A 17,910-nucleotide genomic window follows, 5' to 3' on the forward strand; every position below is an offset into this window, starting at 1 on the left:
AAATGAAAGCAAGACTTCCACAGGGAATGGGCAAGGGTCCTTCCAATAACATGAATCAGATGCTCAAGCAGGCTCAGAAAATGCAGGACGAGATCACAGCTCTTCAGGCAGACCTTGAGCAGAGAGAGTTCACAGGTACAGCAGGCGGCGGAGTTGTTGAGGTAACTATCAACGGCAAGAGAAATGTCCTTAAGCTTGATATCAAGCCTGAGGTAGTTGATCCAGAGGACGTTGAAACACTTCAGGACCTCGTTATGGCAGCTTTCAATCAGGCTGTTGCTAACCTCGATGAAGTAAGCGACACTGAAATGCAGAAACTCACAGGCGGAGTATCATTCCCAGGTCTGTTTTAATGGCTGAGTCAAACGCACTGCCTTTGGTACTTCTGGCAGAGCAATTTGCAAAGCTCCCTGGTATAGGCATGAAGTCCGCACAGCGCCTTGCCTACTATGTTATGTCCATGACAGACGAGGACGCATCGGCTTTTGCAGCGGCTATCACTAATGCCCACAAAAGCGTTCATCTTTGCAGTGTTTGCCAGAACTTTACTGACAAGCCAAAGTGCCCTATCTGTGCCGACCCAAGACGTGACCACACAACGGTCTGCGTAGTAGAAGACCCAAAGGATATAGCCGCTTTCGAGCGTACTAAGGAGTACAAAGGCGTTTACCATGTTTTGCATGGACTTCTCTCCCCTATGGACGACATTTCCCCTGACAAGCTTAAAATAAAAGAACTGCTTGCGAGGATAGAGCCTGAGAATGTTAAAGAAGTCATTATGGCTACTAATCCTACAGTTAATGGTGAAGCTACGGCAATTTACATTTCAAGGCTGCTGAAACCCCTTGGTGTAAAGGTCACACGTTTGGCGTTCGGTCTACCCGTTGGCGGAGTGCTTGAATATGCTGATGAAGTGACGCTTTACAAGGCTTTGGAAAATCGAAACGAAATATAAGAAAAAACCTCCCCGAACTATTCGGAGAGGTTTTTTTTACGTCTAAGATTTTTGAAAAATTCCGTCAGTGTATCTGCACACCGCTCTTGCAGTATACCGCCTGTGCAAAGAGGTTTGTGATTATAGGGTAGCTCAAAAAGATTTACCACCGACCCGCAAGAACCAGCCTTTTGGTCATACGCACCAAAAACCACACGCTCAATTCGAGAATTTATTATCGCACCCGTACACATAGGACAAGGCTCGAGAGTAACAAAAAGCTCACAACCCATAAGCCGCCAACCCCCAAGATTGCGACTCGCTTCCTCAATAGCCACAAGTTCGGCATGAGTCAAGGGGGAACGCCCATACTCACGACGATTGAATCCCCTGCCGATTATTTCACCGCTGGAACGCTTCACAACTATCGCACCCACAGGTACTTCCCCCTGCTCTGCGGCAATTTCCGCAAGCTCCAACGCTTTTTTCATGTAAAGCTCATCTCTCGTCATATTATCCTCGCACACACAAACATAGTCACAAGAATTGCAGCTATCCACACTGCGATCGAGTTAGTTGAAATGAAAGATTTAACTCGCTTTGACATGGTCATAAAAGAATTATCATTTTCAATGTTGAATGTCCAGTCACCAAAGCTTGTAAGCTTCGAGTACATCACAAGTGATACACCAACGATCACTGTACAGATTATGACTTCTGCTATTTTGGCATAAGGAAGATCATAGAGAACAATGTAACTTAATACAAAATTCGTGATGTGGGCGCAAATACTCATTGAAATTGCAGTAAAAACCGAGCCTGTTCGTATAGTAAAAAGTCCAAGAACTGCAGTGCAGCACACAACAAAAGGCAGATATGTAATATCATAGTAGCACAAACCGTTCACAACAGCAGTGATCATAATAGCGAAGGTGTCACCAAATTGACGAAAAGTCTGCAAAAAAACTCCTCGAAATACTATCTCTTGCATTATAGGAACAATGATCGCAAAGAAAGCAAAAGAAACAAGAGCAACAACAGGATCCTCAGAGAATACAAAAATAGAATATATCCCGTCTAAATGCACAGTTGAAAACAGCAGACTAAGGATATATTGTCCAACTCTGCCCACAACGATTATGACCATCATAATTACCACAGCAGTTCCACGCATTTTTTCGTAGCCCTTTGAATTTGCAAAAACGACTTTGTTAGGGATCTTAGTAACGATCTTAAAAATAAGACCAGGCACAACAAACTTTGCAGCAAACAACAGACCTAAAATAAAAGTCATTCCAACACCATATCTGCCATATCCGCCATCTGTTTGAGAAAAATACACAAATGTACCAGTTGTATCCGGTGCGTATTTATTCACTATAAAATAGTTAAGAAAATCAATAGCAAGCATTACCACAAGACAAATGCCCAACAAACTACAGCATTTTAGCATAGAGATCCTCTCAGCTACCTCTGCCTTATGAGGCACAAAACCCTCGCCATCAATGTATGAGTGTTCTCTTGTATCATGTGTAAACTGGAATCCAAACGAATTCTGAGGATTTGAACGCCACTTTGCAAACGACTTCTTATAATCATCACTCTGATTTTGATAAGTTGTATCCTGGGCAACGTCAATCATATAATCTTTAGTATTTGTATCGTTCAAATTCTCACCTCCGATATACTAATTATAGCATATCACCGTACTTTTTTAAAGCATGCAAATATCATTTAACTTATTATTCATAATATTTTAAGACAAAAAAAGATCGGATACATATTGTACCCGATCTTTATATAGCAAACTAAAAATTAGTCTCTAACAGCAGTAACGACGCCAGAACCTACTGTTCTACCACCCTCACGGATAGCGAAACGAAGTCCCTCTTCGATAGCGATTGGAGTGATAAGCTCAACGTCCATCTCTACGTTATCGCCAGGCATGCACATTTCCTTGTCAGCAGGAAGTGTGATAACGCCAGTAACGTCAGTTGTTCTGAAATAGAACTGTGGTCTGTAGTTGTTGAAGAATGGAGTATGACGGCCGCCCTCTTCCTTCTTCAGAACGTAAACCTGACCTGAGAACTTTGTGTATGGGTGAATGGAACCTGGCTTACAAAGAACCTGGCCTCTCTGAATGTCAGATCTCTGGATACCACGGAGAAGTGCACCGATGTTGTCGCCTGCCTCAGCGTAGTCAAGGATCTTTCTGAACATCTCGATACCTGTTACAACAGTCTTTGGTCTCTCAGTTGAAAGTCCGAGGATCTCAACTTCGTCACCAGTCTTGAGCTGACCTCTTTCAACTCTACCAGTAGCAACTGTACCACGGCCTGTGATTGTGAATACATCCTCAACAGGCATCAGGAATGGGAGATCAGACTTTCTGTCTGGTGTTGGGATGAATGTGTCAACAGCGTCCATAAGGTCAAGGATTGGCTTGTAAGCTGGATCTGAAAGATCGTCTGGAGCTTCAAGAGCTGCAAGAGCTGAACCCTTGATGATTGGAGTCTCGTCGCCAGGGAAATCGTACTTGTCGAGGAGCTCTCTGATATCCATCTCAACGAGGTCGAGAAGCTCTTCATCGTCAACCTGGTCAGCCTTGTTCATGAAAACAACGATAGCTGGAACGCCTACCTGTCTAGCAAGGAGAAGGTGCTCTCTTGTCTGAGCCATAGGACCATCAGAAGCAGCAACTACGAGGATAGCGCCGTCCATCTGAGCAGCACCAGTGATCATGTTCTTTACATAGTCAGCGTGGCCTGGGCAGTCAACGTGAGCATAGTGACGGTTCTTTGTCTCATACTCAACGTGAGCTGTGTTGATTGTAATTCCTCTCTCTCTCTCCTCTGGAGCTGAGTCGATGTTGTTGTAATCCTTCTTCTCAGCAAGACCTTCAAGAGCAAGAGTCTTTGTGATAGCAGCAGTAAGAGTTGTCTTACCGTGGTCAACGTGACCGATTGTACCAATGTTAACGTGTGGTTTGGTTCTTTCGAAATGTGCCTTTGCCATAGGAATTTTCCTCCTTAAAATTTAATAGTTTCCGATTTAACATACCGTAGTATAATTATATCAAATAAAATGCAAATTTGCAATAGAAAAAGCAGAAAATTTTCCGCAAATTTATTAGTCCTTGTTTCTTGAAGCCATGATCTTCTCAGAGATAGACTTTGGTACCTGAATGTAGCTGTCAGGCTCCATTGTGTACTGTCCACGGCCCTGTGTCTTAGAACGCAGGTCATTTGAGTAACCAAACATTTCAGACAGTGGAACGAGAGCGTCTACCTGAACAGCACCAGTTCTCTGCTCCTGACCGAGGATCTGTCCACGACGGGAGTTGAGGTCGCCTATAACTGTTCCGAGATAATCATCAGGAGCGATAACGCAAACCTTCATGATAGGCTCAAGAATGATTGGTGAAGCCTTTCTCATAGCCTCCTTGAACGCCATAGAACCGGCGATCTTAAATGCCATTTCAGAAGAGTCGACTTCGTGATAAGATCCATCGTACAGCTCAACCTTAACGTCAACTACCTGGAAGCCAGCGAGAACACCGTTCTCCATAGCGCCCCTGATACCTGCGTCAACTGCAGGAATGTATTCCTTAGGAATAGCACCGCCGACAACCTTGTTGATGAACTCATAGCCCTTACCGGACTCGTTTGGCTCAACGTTGATCTTAACGTGACCGTACTGACCCTTACCACCTGACTGCTTAGCGTACTTGTAATCAACGCTTGCAGGAGCAGTGATTGTTTCCTTATATGAAACCTGAGGAGCACCGACATTTGCCTCTACCTTGAACTCACGGAGAAGTCTGTCTACGATGATCTCAAGGTGCAGCTCGCCCATTCCGGCGATAATTGTCTGACCTGTTTCCTCAGAAGTATAAGTTCTGAATGTTGGGTCCTCTTCAGCAAGCTTTGCAAGAGCGATACCCATCTTTTCCTGACCTGCCTTAGTCTTAGGCTCAATAGCGAGCTGGATAACAGGCTCAGGGAATTCCATTGACTCAAGAAGTACAGGGTGCTCTTCATCACAAAGAGTGTCACCTGTTGTTGTGTTCTTCAGACCGATAGCGGCACCGATATCACCAGCGTAGATAGTATCGATATCCTTTCTAGCGTTAGAGTGCATCTGAACGATTCTTCCGATTCTCTCGTCCTTATCCTTAGTGGAGTTATAAACTGTAGAACCAGCTGTCAGAACACCTGAATAAACTCTGAAGTAGCAGAGCTTACCAACGAATGGGTCTGTAGCGATCTTGAATGCGAGAGCAGCGAATGGCTGATCGTCGCCTGAAATTCTCTCAACTTCCTCACCTGTATTTACGTCAGTACCCTTAATGTGTGGTACGTCGATAGGTGAAGGCATATAATCTACAATAGCGTCAAGAAGCTTCTGAACGCCCTTGTTTCTGTATGAAGTTCCGCAGGTAACAGGTACCATTGTGTTAGCGATAGTACTCTTTCTGATTACCTTCTTCATCTCGTCGATAGTGATCTCTTCGTCTGCGAAATACTTCTCAGCGAGATCGTCATCAACTTCTGCAAGATGCTCGATAAGGTCAGCGTGATACTGTTCAGCCTTTTCCTTGAGATCCTCAGGGATCTCTTCCTGACGGATATCCTTTCCAAGGTCATCATAGTATACATAAGCCTTCATTTCGAGCAGATCGACGATACCCTTGAAGTCGTCCTCAGCACCGATAGGGAGCTGGATAGGAACGGCATTACAATGAAGTCTTTCATGGAGCATATTCAAAACGTTGTAGAAGTCTGCACCCATGATATCCATCTTGTTGACATATACCATTCTTGGTACCTGATAGTTATCAGCCTGTCTCCAAACCGTTTCAGTCTGAGGCTCAACACCACCCTTAGCACAAAGAACTGTTACAGAACCGTCGAGTACACGAAGTGAACGCTCAACCTCAACTGTAAAGTCAACGTGGCCTGGAGTATCTATAATGTTGAGTCTGTGACCCTTCCAGTAGCAAGTAGTAGCAGCAGAAGTAATTGTGATACCTCTCTCCTTCTCCTGTGCCATCCAGTCCATTGTAGATGCACCGTCGTGTGTTTCACCGATCTTATAGTTTACACCGGTATAAAACAGGATACGCTCTGTAGTAGTAGTCTTGCCGGCGTCGATGTGTGCCATGATACCGATATTACGGTAGTCCTGCAATTTACATTCTCTTGCCATATATATCCTCCTTTATACCTCTTACCATCTGTAATGAGCGAAAGCCTTGTTAGCTTCAGCCATCTTATGAGTTTCGTCACGCTTCTTGCATGAGCCGCCAACGCCGTTAAGAGCGTCGAGGATCTCTGCTGCGAGTCTCTCTCTCATTGTGTCCTCGTTTCTCTCACGAGAATACTTTGTTATCCATCTCAGACCAAGTGTCTGTCTTCTGTCAGGACGAACCTCCATTGGTACCTGGTAAGTCGCACCGCCTACACGGCGAGCCTTGACCTCCAGCTCAGGCATGATGTTATCCATAGCCTCCTGGAATACTTCAAGAGCAGGTCTGCCTGTCTTTTCTTCGACAATTTCAAATGCTCCGTAAACGATCTTCTGGGCAACACCCTTCTTACCGTCAAGCATGATGTTGTTTACAAGACGTGTAACAAGCTTAGAATTGTATACTGGATCCTGAAGCACGTCTCTCTTTGTAACTCTACCTCTTCTTGGCACTTTAATTCCCTCCTTCACAAATAATGAATTCACAGGTACTCGCTCTGTAACCACGGCACACAGCCGTTTTACAGCCCCGTCAGTTCCTTGTAGAGTCAACTAATATATATTAATCACTCCACATAAACTGTGGTCTTCGCAATATGCGACAATGAGTTATTACCTTGTTACTAAAATGAGCTTTTCAGTTTTTGATTACTTGGCTGCTCCTGCCTTTGGCTTCTTAGCGCCATACTTGGATCTCGCCTGCATTCTCTTAGCAACGCCCTGAGCGTCGAGAGTGCCTCTGATGATGTGATATCTTACACCAGGGAGGTCCTTAACACGTCCGCCTCTGATAAGAACAACGGAGTGTTCCTGAAGATTGTGTCCGATACCAGGGATGTAAGCTGTAACTTCGTTTCCGTTTGTGAGCTTAACTCTGGCAACCTTTCTCATAGCTGAGTTTGGCTTCTTAGGTGTAGCAGTTCTTACTACTGTGCAAACGCCACGCTTCTGTGGGCAGCTCTGATCGATAACTACCTTCTTCTTTGAGTTGAAACCCTTCTGAAGAGCAGGAGCTGTAGACTTGTCTGCAAGGACATTTCTTCCTTTTCTTACTAACTGGTTAAAGGTTGGCATATTTTCTCTCCTTTCATAGATTTGATACTATACGCTGATATACAATACATCAGCATACCTTGATATTATACACTATTCTCCGTCTCTTGTCAAGCACTTTTTCTTGACTTTTTTAACTTTTTGAAAATTTCAGTTAAATTTTCTGTCAAAAGCTATAAAAAGCACAGGGCAGCGGCTTTTCACGCCCTGCCCTGCAAATATATTCCCTCATTCCGTCTTGCTGTCTGTATCTAAAATTTCTCCTTTATCCGCCACTTCGACCTCTGTCTCGCTGAATCTATGATAAGTTATAACACAATCGCTGTCGTCAGTCTTGTCCGAATAGGTTATATCGTTTTGTACTTCATTGATATAAAGTTTCAGATCATCACTAAAATAGGTGTTTGCACCCGTTGCGAATTTAATTGCAACGAGCCATTCATTTTCATCAAAGAAGTAATTTCTGTTGTTCTTTACCGTCGCACTTTGGGAACCGTACCATTCATTATTAGTATCGTCCTGCTCCACAATATCCTTATAATTGGAAGTTATACTGAAATATCTTCCGTCCACCTTGATAATTATGCCTTCCTTTGACCCTCCTGCTGTGGAAACGTTTATGGCTTTACCCTTTTCAATTGGTGTTATTATCAGCGGATAGATAATATCCCTTTCGTAATTGTCAGCATCATAATTGATATGCTTAACAGAATTTACCAACGTATCAATTTTAAATCCCCAGTCCTTTTCAACAGGATTTAGCACAATGCTGAAGTCGTCAGCTTGCAGTATCATATCTTCGTACATATGCTGTACACTATCAAGAATGAGCTTATCAAGCTTTTCCTTGCCTGTGTCCTTTGAACTGTCGATATCATAAGCATAGGCTATTGATGATCTCAGTGAATAATAGAAGTCTGTTCCAAAGCTGTCGCCACCGACCGTTTCGCCAAGACCTGTTGCGATCTCATCCGAGTTCCAATTACTCAGATTATCGCAGTTTGTGCCGACTGCGATTTTTTCGCCCACTTTCAGTTCGTCCGCATAAACAAACTTCCCTGTGGTAACATCTTTCGCTCTGAAATCAAGTTTAAACGCAGCGTAATAGTGGTATTTCAGGTATTCATATTCATTCACAGTAACATAGTCGATCAATCCGCCCTTTTCAGAGGTGTATTTCTCAACATATATCTTATCGACAAAAAGATATCCCGTTCCGTCCGAGCCGCAGCCGGCATACGTTCCGACCGCCGTTATCTCTTTGTCTTTAACGACCTGCTTAAGCGCATTTTGTGCCTGTTCTAAATCAGCCGTAAGCTCAGTGCTGTCAAGGCTTTCCGAACTGTCTATACTTGGCTGCTGCATACCGACATTGATCTTATGCTCATCACCGCTGCGATAAAGGGTCAGCGCACCGCCCACCACCAGAAGCAAAGCCGCAAGCACCGCACCTGCAAGCTGAAAGCCTGTAAGTTTTGTTTTATTTTTCTCTGTAGGCTTGTCATACATAAGCACACTCTCCTTCCAATCCGAAGGAGTTTTTATACAGTAAAAAGCATTTATCTTTTTCATTTGCTGCCCCTTTCTGTGATATCCTCATTGCAAACTATACCTTCAGTCAATGTTATGCTGAAAGTCCAGCCCCAACATAATAGTTTTTACCTCTTTTGTAGGGGAGCGGCTCAATTTCTGTTTCACAGAAATGCGACGTCCCAATGCCCTAGTTTTTTATTGACATTTATATAGTTCACAACATTATCATATCCTTCAGTTGTTCTCTTCCACGTTTCAAATGCGTTTTTATGGTATTTTCCTTTATCTTCGTAAGCTGTGCTATCTCCTGCACCGACAGCTCCTCAAAGTAATAAAGATAAATACTATCCCGATATTTCGGGGGAAGTCTGAAAATAAGGTCAAGTATCTCTATGTCGCTGCCGTCCTTTGAGAAAGACGTTATGCTGTTCAGATCGACTGTGTTTTTCCTCAAACGATACCGCAAAACACTCCGGCATTCGTTGAGAGCCACTCTGATGAGCCACGCTTTCGGGTTTGGCAGACTGCCTTTTTTCATCTGCTTGAAAAGCTTGAAGAACACGTTCTGATAGCAGTCCTCAGCGTCGGAAAAATTTCCCGTGTGCACCACGCAAAGCCTTGTTACCATATCCGAATACTCCTCTACAAGTTGGCGGTATTCGCTTTCGGTCATATTCTTCATGCTTTCACTCCCCTTCATATACTAAAACGCCGTGGCAGGCAAAAAGGTTTCATACAAAATAAAAAAATCAGCCCGCATGAATGAACCATGCAGGCTGATATAAAAGTCATTAGTACAACGGTGTTTCTGCGGTGTTATGATTAGCCGCACTCTCATTCTTGACCACCTGAACGTTGTTGTAAACGTCCATACCGGTGCCGGCAGGAATGAGCTTACCGATAATAACATTTTCCTTAAGACCCATGAGCTTATCGGTCTTGCCTCTGATAGCTGCGTCTGTAAGAGCCTTAGTTGTCTCCTGGAATGAAGCAGCCGACAGGAATGAATCCGAGTAGCTTGAAGCCTTTGTGATACCCTGAAGAACAGGAACAGTTGTGATAAGTCTTGCGTTCTCGTCGCCAGCGTCGATCTGAGCCTGTATCTCCTCGTTGAGTCTTGCGACCTCTCCTCTGTCGATAAGTGAACCAGGGAGCAGATAGCTTGAACCGGAGTCGTCGATCTTGACCTTTCTCATCATCTGACGAACGATAACTTCGATGTGCTTATCGTTGATATCAACACCCTGCAGACGGTAAACCTTCTGAACTTCGGTGATGATGTAGTTCTGAACAGCCTTAGGACCATTAACTGCAAGGATATCAGCTGGGTTGATAGAACCCTCTGTGAGCGGCTCACCGGCTGTAACAGCCTGTCCCTCACGAACTCTTATCTTGTAGCCGTATGGGATAGCATAAGACTCCTGCTCAGGATTTTCAGTGTCCTCGCTTGTAACAGTGATCTGCTTGGTCTTCTTGACCTCCTCGATCCTAACTACGCCGTCGATCCTTGTGATGATAGCAGCACCCTTTGGACGTCTGCTCTCAAACAGTTCCTCGACTCTAGGAAGACCCTGTGTGATATCTTCCGCAGATGCGATACCACCTGTGTGGAAGGTTCTCATTGTAAGCTGTGTACCAGGCTCACCGATAGACTGAGCGGAGATTACGCCGACAGCCTCACCGACCTGAACGATATTTCCGTTTGCAAGGTTAGCGCCGTAGCACTTAGCGCAAACGCCATGCTTAGCCTGACACTGAAGAACTGATCTGATAGAGATAGAATCCTTGCCCTCAGCTTCGAGTGCAGCAACTATTCTTTCAGCGTCATGAACGTTTATGAGCTTGTTTCTTGAGCATATCATCTCGCCTGTCTTAGGATCCTTGAGATCCTCAACAAGGTATCTGCCAACAAGTCTCTCGCTGAGAGGCTCGATCATTTCATTGCCGTTCTTTATGTCGAATATCTCGATACCAACGTGAGTACCGCAGTCCTCCTGACGAATGATAACGTCCTGAGAAACGTCAACAAGACGTCTTGTAAGGTAACCTGAGTCAGCAGTACGAAGAGCTGTATCGGCAAGTCCCTTTCTCGCACCTCTGGAAGAAATGAAGTATTCCAGAATGTTAAGACCTTCACGGTAGTTAGCTCTGATAGGCATCTCGATAGTTGAACCTGATGTGTTGGCGATAAGTCCACGCATACCTGCCAGCTGTCTGATCTGGTTGATAGAACCACGGGCACCTGAGTCAGCCATCATGTTGATAGGGTTGTATGGATCAAGGTTAGCTTTCAGAGCCTCTGTAACTTCGTCTGTAGCGTTGTTCCAGATCTCGATGAACTTCTTTGACTTCTCTTCTCTTGAAATATAACCTCTCTTATACTGCTTGTCTATCTTGTCAACAAGTCCGTCAGCCTTAGCAAGGATATCCTTCTTAGCCTCAGGGATAGAAGCGTCGCATACTGCAACTGTGATAGCAGACTTTGTAGAATACTTATAACCAAGGCTCTTGATGTTGTCGAGAACTTCGGAAGTCGTAGTAGTACCGTGCTTCTGGATACATTTATCAATGATATCAGAAAGCTGCTTCTTCTTTACAAGGAAGCTTATCTCAAGATCGAACTGCTTTTCTGAATTTGTTCTGTCAACAAAGCCAAGGTTCTGAGGAATGATAGAGTTGAAGATAAGTCTTCCGACTGTAGCGTCTATCACCTTTGATACCTGCTTGTCGCCTATCTGCTTGGTAATTCTTACCTTGATAGCAGCGTGAAGTGAAACGATGTGCTGATCGTAAGCCATAAGAGCCTCGTTCACATCTCTGAACACCTTGCCCTCGCCAGGCTCGCCGTCCTTCTTCAGTGTCAAGTAGTAAGAACCAAGTATCATATCCTGTGTAGGAACTGCAACAGGGCGTCCGTCTGAAGGCTTCAACAGGTTGTTGGCAGCCAGCATAAGGAATCTTGCCTCAGCCTGAGCCTCTGCTGAGATCGGCAGGTGAACAGCCATCTGGTCGCCGTCGAAGTCAGCGTTGAACGCTGTACAAACCAGTGGGTGAAGCTTGATAGCTCTGCCCTCTACAAGGATAGGCTCGAATGCCTGAATACCAAGTCTGTGAAGTGTAGGCGCACGATTGAGCATTACAGGGTGACCCTGAATAACGTTTTCAAGTGCGTCCCAAACCTCTGGCTCAGCTCTGTCTACCTTTTTCCTTGCAGACTTGATGTTGATAGTAGGATTGGTGTCAACAAGTCTTTTCATAACGAAAGGCTTGAACAGCTCAAGAGCCATTTCCTTTGGCAGACCGCACTGATACATCTTAAGCTCAGGGCCTACGACGATAACAGAACGTCCTGAATAGTCAACACGCTTACCAAGAAGGTTCTGTCTGAAACGTCCCTGCTTACCTTTGAGCATATCAGAAAGTGACTTGTATGCTCTGTTGTTAGGACCTGTAACAGGTCTGCCGTGTCTGCCGTTGTCGATAAGTGCGTCAACAGCTTCCTGAAGCATTCTCTTTTCGTTTCTAACGATGATGTCAGGTGCTTCAAGCTCCAGCATTTTCTTAAGACGGTTATTTCTGTTGATAACACGTCTGTAAAGGTCATTAAGGTCGCTGGTTGCGTATCTTCCGCCGTCCAGCAGTACCATAGGTCTGATATCAGGTGGTATAACAGGTATAGCCTCCAGTATCATCCACTCAGGTCTGTTGCCTGATGTTCTGAAAGCCTCAACGATCTCCAGTCTTTTCAGAAGCTTGATACGCTTCTGACCCGCAGGAAGATCCTTCAGCTCAGTTTTAAGCTCTTCTGAAAGCTTCTCGAGGTCGATCTCTTCAAGAAGCTCCTTGATAGCCTCAGCGCCCATGCCGGCTCTGAACTCGTCCTCGTCATACTTTTCCTGCATTTCGCTATAATCCTTTTCAGTAAGGAGCTGACCCTTGATAAGCTCAGTGTTACCTGGATCTATAACGATGTATTTTGTGAAGTAAAGAACTTCTTCAAGTCTTTTCTGTGATATTTCAAGCATCTGTCCTATTCTTGACGGAGTTCCCTTGAAATACCAAATGTGAGAAACAGGTGCAGCAAGTTCGATGTGACCCATTCTCTCTCTACGAACCTTGGCTCTTGTTACCTCAACGCCGCAGCGCTCGCAGACTTTGCCTTTAAAGCGAATTTTCTTATATTTACCGCAGTGACACTCCCAGTCCTTTGAAGGTCCGAATATCTTTTCGCAGAACAATCCGTCCTTTTCCGGCTTCTGAGTACGATAGTTTATTGTTTCAGGTCTGGTAACAACGCCGTAAGACCACTCACGGATCTTCTGAGGCGAAGCAAGACCGATCTTGATTGATGCAAACTCATTGAATTCCAACAGCAGTACCCTCTTCCTGTTTAGTTTGAAGCACGGCAACAGCCGACTTCTATATGAAACGGTCGCAAGGGCGGAGCCTTCCGCCCTTTGACCTCAGCTTATTTAGTTACTGTGCAAAATTATTCACCGTCATTAAGGAACAGATCAGACTCGTCGGAAGCTGCGCTGCCCTCCAGTTCGGAAGTGCCGTTCTCGTCTTCAGCCATGAAGCCCTCGTCGAGATCGCCCTCGTCAACGCCGAAATCGATATGATCTTCGATAGCAGGCTGTGGAACAAGCTCCTCGTCCTCGTCAAACGACTGCTTAAGATCTATTTCCTCGTTATTGATGTTGAGTACCTTGAGATCCAGACCAAGTGACTGAAGCTCCTTAACAAGTACCTTGAACGCCTCAGGAACACCAGGCTTAGGAACATTCTGTCCCTTAACGATAGCCTCGTATGTCTTGACTCTTCCCACAGTATCGTCAGACTTAACTGTAAGGATCTCCTGAAGTGTGTAAGCAGCACCGTAAGCTTCGAGCGCCCAAACTTCCATTTCTCCGAATCTCTGACCACCGAACTGAGCCTTACCGCCGAGTGGCTGCTGTGTTACCAGTGAGTAAGGACCAACTGAACGTGCGTGTATCTTATCGTCTACGAGGTGGTGGAGTTTCAGGTAGTACATATAACCGACTGTAACTCTGTTATCGAATTTCTCGCCTGTTCTTCCGTCATAAACAGTGAACTTGCCGTCCTCGCTCATGCTCAGAGCGTTAGGGTTGATGACCTCGTCCATTGTGTGGAGAGTGAACTCATCGTCCTTATGCTCCAGATAATTCTGCTGAGCCATTTTGAAGCATTCTCTGATGTCTGCCTCGTGAGCACCGTCGAATACAGGGGTCATTATCTTCCAGCCAAGAGCCTTTGCCGCCATACCAAGATGAACCTCAAGCACCTGACCGATGTTCATACGAGAAGGTACGCCCAATGGGTTAAGACAGATATCAAGCGGAGTACCGTCCTCAAGGAATGGCATATCCTCCTGTGGGAGTATTCTTGAAACGACACCCTTGTTACCGTGACGACCCGCCATCTTATCGCCCACAGAGATCTTTCTCTTCTGTGCGATGTAGCATCTGACGAGCATATTTACTCCAGGAGAAAGCTCGTCGCAGTTCTCTCTTGTGAATATCTTAACATCAATGATAGTACCAGCCTCGCCGTGAGGTACCTTAAGAGAATTATCTCTAACTTCTCTAGCCTTTTCGCCAAAGATAGCTCTGAGCAGTCTTTCTTCTGCTGTCAGCTCAGTTTCACCCTTAGGTGTTACCTTACCAACAAGTATATCTCCTGAGCGAACCTCTGCGCCTATTCTGATGATACCGTTCTCGTCCAGATCCTTAAGAGCGTCCTCACCAACGTTAGGGATATCTCTTGTGATCTCCTCAGGTCCGAGCTTTGTATCTCTGGCTTCTGTCTCATACTCTTCAATATGGATAGAAGTGTACTTATCCTGCTTTACAAGGTTTTCGTTCAGAAGAACGGCGTCCTCGTAGTTGTAACCTTCCCAAGTCATGAAGCCGATAAGAGCGTTCTTACCAAGTGAAAGCTCACCGTTTGAGGTAGCAGGGCCGTCACCGATTATCTGATTAGCTTCAATTCTCTCGCCCTTGTTGACGATAGGTCTCTGGTTTGTGCAAGTACCTGCGTTTGAACGCTTGAACTTAGTCAGCTCATAAGTTCTGAGCATACCGCTGTCCTCACGGATAACGATCTTGTCAGCGTCAACGCTCTCAACAACACCTGCGTTCTTAGAAACAACAGCAACGCCTGAATCAAGACAAGCTTTGTACTCCATACCAGTACCAACGATAGGAGACTCAGTCTTGAGCAGCGGCACAGCCTGTCTCTGCATGTTTGAACCCATGAGCGCACGGTTAGCGTCATCGTTCTCAAGGAACGGGATACAAGCAGTAGCCACAGAAACTACCATTTTAGGTGAAACGTCCATGAAGTCGATCTTCTCTCTCTCTATCTCGAGGATCTGATCTCTGTATCTGCCGTTTACCTTAGGTCTGGCAAACTTGTTATCCTCAGTAAGAGGCTCGTTTGCCTGAGCGACCATGTAGTTATCTTCAACGTCAGCCGTCATATAAACAACTTCGTCAGTTACAACGCCTGTTTCCTTGTTAACACGTCTGTAAGGAGCTTCGATAAAGCCGTACTCGTTTATCCTTGCGAAAGAAGCAAGGTAAGAGATAAGTCCGATGTTAGGACCTTCAGGCGTCTCGATAGGACACATTCTGCCGTAGTGAGTATAGTGAACGTCACGAACCTCAAATCCGGCACGGTCTCTTGAAAGACCGCCAGGGCCGAGGGCTGAAAGTCTTCTCTTATGAGTAAGTTCAGCCAGAGGGTTGTTCTGATCCATGAACTGTGACAGTGGAGAAGAACCGAAGAACTCTCTGATAGCCGCAGTGATAGGTCTTATATTGATAAGAGCTGTAGGAGTAACGACCTCAGTGCCCTGTGACTGAATGTTCATTCTCTCACGGATAACTCTTTCCATTCTTGTGAAACCGATCCTGAACTGGTTCTGAAGAAGCTCGCCTACTGAACGGATTCTTCTGTTGCCAAGATGGTCGATATCGTCAACAGTACCAACGCCCTCGCAAAGGTTGAGGAAGTAAGAAACCGTAGCGATAATATCATCGATAGTGATGTGCTTTGGAACGAGGTCGTCAGCCTTAAGTTTGATGTTCTCCTTAAGCTCTTCCTCATTCTCAGAATCTTCAAGAACTTCCTTGAGAGCCTTGAAAGATACCTTTTCGTTGATACCAAGCTCAGTGCAGTCAAAATCAACATAAGCGTTGATGTCTACCATGCCGTTGCCTATGATCTTAACTTCACACTCTTCAAGCTTTGTAACAGCCTCGCCTGTTGCGGAAGTAAGATGCTCCTTTACCTCAACGTCAACGTAAGCCTCCATAACACCTGCGGTCTCGATCTCCATAGCCTTATCAAAGCTGATAAGATCGCCAGCCTCAGCCATTACCTCGCCTGTCATAGGATTTACAACAGGTCTTGAAAGTCTGTGACCTGAAAGTCTTGAACCAACGCCAAGCTTCTTGTTGTACTTATATCTGCCAAATCTTGAAAGATCATATCTCTTAGCGTCAAAGAACAGGTTGTTCAGGTGAGTAACAGCAGAATCTACTGTAGGAGGCTCGCCCGGACGGAGCTTCTTGTAAACTTCAAGAAGAGCTTCCTCTCTGTTAGCAGTCTGATCCTTCTGCATGATAGTCTGAGTAAGTCTTTCATCAGGACCGAAAACTTCCTCGATCTCCTCGTTAGTACCAATACCCAGCGATCTCAGGAAAGTAGTAAGAGGGATCTTTCTGTTTTTATCGATTCTGACATAAACCACGTCGTTAGAATCCATTTCATATTCAAGCCAAGCGCCTCTGTTAGGGATAACAGTTGTCTTGAACAGATCCTTACCGGTCTTGTCCTTATCAAAAGCGTAATAAACACCTGGTGAACGCACCAACTGAGAAACGATAACACGCTCTGCACCGTTGATAACAAAAGTTCCGCTGTCGGTCATTTTAGGGAAGTCACCCATAAATACCTCGGACTCCTTGATCTCGCCGGTCTCGGTATTGTTAAGTCTTGCAGTAACTCTCAGTGGCACTGCATAAGTTACATCTCTCGCCTTGCACTCTGCAACAGAATACTTAGCCTCTTCGTCGAAATGGTATCCAACAAAAGTCAGCTCCAGCGTACCATTATAATCAGTAATAGCTGAAACATCTCTGAAGACCTCCTTCAGACCTTCATCGAGGAACCACTGATAAGAGTTCTTCTGCACTTCAATAAGGTTAGGCATCTCCAGAACCTCATTGATCTTGGCAAAGCTCTTTCTCGTGTTCTTACCAAGTTTTACGTCCTTGACATTCACCATAGGCTCAATCACTCCTTAATTTATTTGGAAAATACATTTATATAATACTATATAACAATCGTATTCGCCAGTGGTTTTGGCGGTGTTTTCCATGATTTTATGCACTCAAAAACGCATGAAATAGGTGGAAAACTCCATTATGATACAGTATACTATTATATAATATTAGCAAGCCCTTGTCAAGCATTTTAGCTTACACATCTCGCCGATTTTCCTATTTTCTCCGATTTGAACAAAAATCGCACAATTCGACGCAGAAACTTCTACTATTACCAATGTGTTATCAAATCGTAAATTTTTCGTTTACTCACCTGCTTTTATCACCCTCCGCCTCATTACCTCCACCCTAACCTACCCTTTATTTCATCACTATATGCACCAACTTGTCTGCCATTACATAATAAATCCGATTTACTTGTCATATCCAACAAAAACTCACTTAACAAATTGTGCAAACAAATGATTTATATTTTAATTTGGCAACATTTCTGCAATTGTTGCATTTTTTATGCAACAAAAGAGGTGCTTTTCGTGTATAAGTAGAAAGCGTTTTGATACTTGCGGGCACATACAAGCCCTGCGACTTAGTGAAACCGAGGTGAGTTTCTGGAACAGGCTGTAGAGAACTTGTGTCAAAGCGTGGGTGTGCATTGCGGTATTTTGTATATGCAAAACCTAGGTCATTATACTCGGTGACACACCCCGGACGAAACTTGAAAATTGAATATATATATATCGGTCAAAATTACGGTAACAAATCTGTAGGGGCGAACAGCGTTCGCCCGTCGAAGAAACAAGTCCACGATTACAACCATTGTAGGACAGAACA

Annotated in this window: 12 protein-coding genes; 2 read left to right on the forward strand and 10 right to left on the reverse strand. The window is 44.7% G+C overall.

Features of this window, described 5'->3' with window-relative positions; all coding sequences use genetic code 11:
• Positions 1 to 2 precede the first annotated feature (2 nt).
• Both AB5627_RS08810 and recR read left to right on the forward strand, forming a co-directional pair.
• Complete coding sequence (locus tag AB5627_RS08810; RefSeq protein ID WP_022288657.1) at positions 3 to 353, forward strand: YbaB/EbfC family nucleoid-associated protein; 351 nt, start codon at positions 3 to 5, stop codon at positions 351 to 353.
• Positions 353 to 955: a recombination mediator RecR gene (gene recR, locus AB5627_RS08815; RefSeq protein ID WP_022288658.1), complete on the forward strand. Its 603-nt coding sequence runs from the start codon at positions 353 to 355 to the stop codon at positions 953 to 955. Before AB5627_RS08810 ends, recR begins: the two co-directional genes overlap by 1 nt.
• Positions 956 to 972: 17 nt before the next feature.
• Here the strand turns inward: recR and tadA are convergent, their stop codons facing one another.
• The 10 genes from tadA to rpoB all read right to left on the reverse strand — a co-directional run bounded on the left by tadA (position 973) and on the right by rpoB (position 17,081).
• A complete protein-coding gene (gene tadA / locus AB5627_RS08820; protein WP_022288659.1) occupies positions 973 to 1,446 on the reverse strand; it encodes a tRNA adenosine(34) deaminase TadA in 474 nt (157 codons plus the stop codon).
• Positions 1,443 to 2,603, reverse strand: coding sequence for a CPBP family intramembrane glutamic endopeptidase (locus AB5627_RS08825; protein ID WP_022288660.1), 1,161 nt, complete (start codon positions 2,601 to 2,603; stop codon positions 1,443 to 1,445). Before AB5627_RS08825 ends, tadA begins: the two co-directional genes overlap by 4 nt.
• 146 nt (positions 2,604 to 2,749) lie before the next feature.
• The gene (gene tuf, locus AB5627_RS08830; RefSeq protein ID WP_022288661.1) at positions 2,750 to 3,949 is read right to left on the reverse strand and encodes an elongation factor Tu; all 1,200 of its coding nucleotides are present in this window, start codon (positions 3,947 to 3,949) and stop codon (positions 2,750 to 2,752) included.
• 114 nt (positions 3,950 to 4,063) lie between these two features.
• A complete protein-coding gene (gene fusA / locus AB5627_RS08835) occupies positions 4,064 to 6,142 on the reverse strand; it encodes an elongation factor G (RefSeq protein WP_022288662.1) in 2,079 nt (692 codons plus the stop codon).
• A gap of 21 nt (positions 6,143 to 6,163) precedes the next feature.
• Positions 6,164 to 6,634 (reverse strand): 30S ribosomal protein S7, encoded by a 471-nt coding sequence (gene rpsG / locus AB5627_RS08840; RefSeq protein WP_022288663.1) that lies wholly within the window; start codon positions 6,632 to 6,634, stop codon positions 6,164 to 6,166.
• 195 nt (positions 6,635 to 6,829) lie between these two features.
• A complete protein-coding gene (gene rpsL / locus AB5627_RS08845) occupies positions 6,830 to 7,255 on the reverse strand; it encodes a 30S ribosomal protein S12 (protein ID WP_022288664.1) in 426 nt (141 codons plus the stop codon).
• Between the two features lie 207 nt (positions 7,256 to 7,462).
• The gene (locus AB5627_RS08850) at positions 7,463 to 8,806 is read right to left on the reverse strand and encodes a hypothetical protein (RefSeq protein WP_368369800.1); all 1,344 of its coding nucleotides are present in this window, start codon (positions 8,804 to 8,806) and stop codon (positions 7,463 to 7,465) included.
• 175 nt (positions 8,807 to 8,981) lie between these two features.
• Entirely contained in the window at positions 8,982 to 9,449 is a 468-nt protein-coding gene (locus AB5627_RS08855) for an RNA polymerase sigma factor (RefSeq protein WP_329967781.1), read from the reverse strand.
• Positions 9,450 to 9,558: 109 nt separating this feature from the next.
• Positions 9,559 to 13,137: a DNA-directed RNA polymerase subunit beta' gene (gene rpoC, locus AB5627_RS08860; protein WP_022288667.1), complete on the reverse strand. Its 3,579-nt coding sequence runs from the start codon at positions 13,135 to 13,137 to the stop codon at positions 9,559 to 9,561.
• 119 nt (positions 13,138 to 13,256) lie between these two features.
• Complete coding sequence (rpoB, locus tag AB5627_RS08865; protein ID WP_278340025.1) at positions 13,257 to 17,081, reverse strand: DNA-directed RNA polymerase subunit beta; 3,825 nt, start codon at positions 17,079 to 17,081, stop codon at positions 13,257 to 13,259.
• Positions 17,082 to 17,910: the final 829 nt, after the last annotated feature.

It is taken from the genome of Ruminococcus sp. RTP21198st1_G1_RTP21198_201120 (assembly GCF_040924265.1).
GTDB classification, from domain to species: domain Bacteria; phylum Bacillota; class Clostridia; order Oscillospirales; family Ruminococcaceae; genus Hominimerdicola; species Hominimerdicola aceti.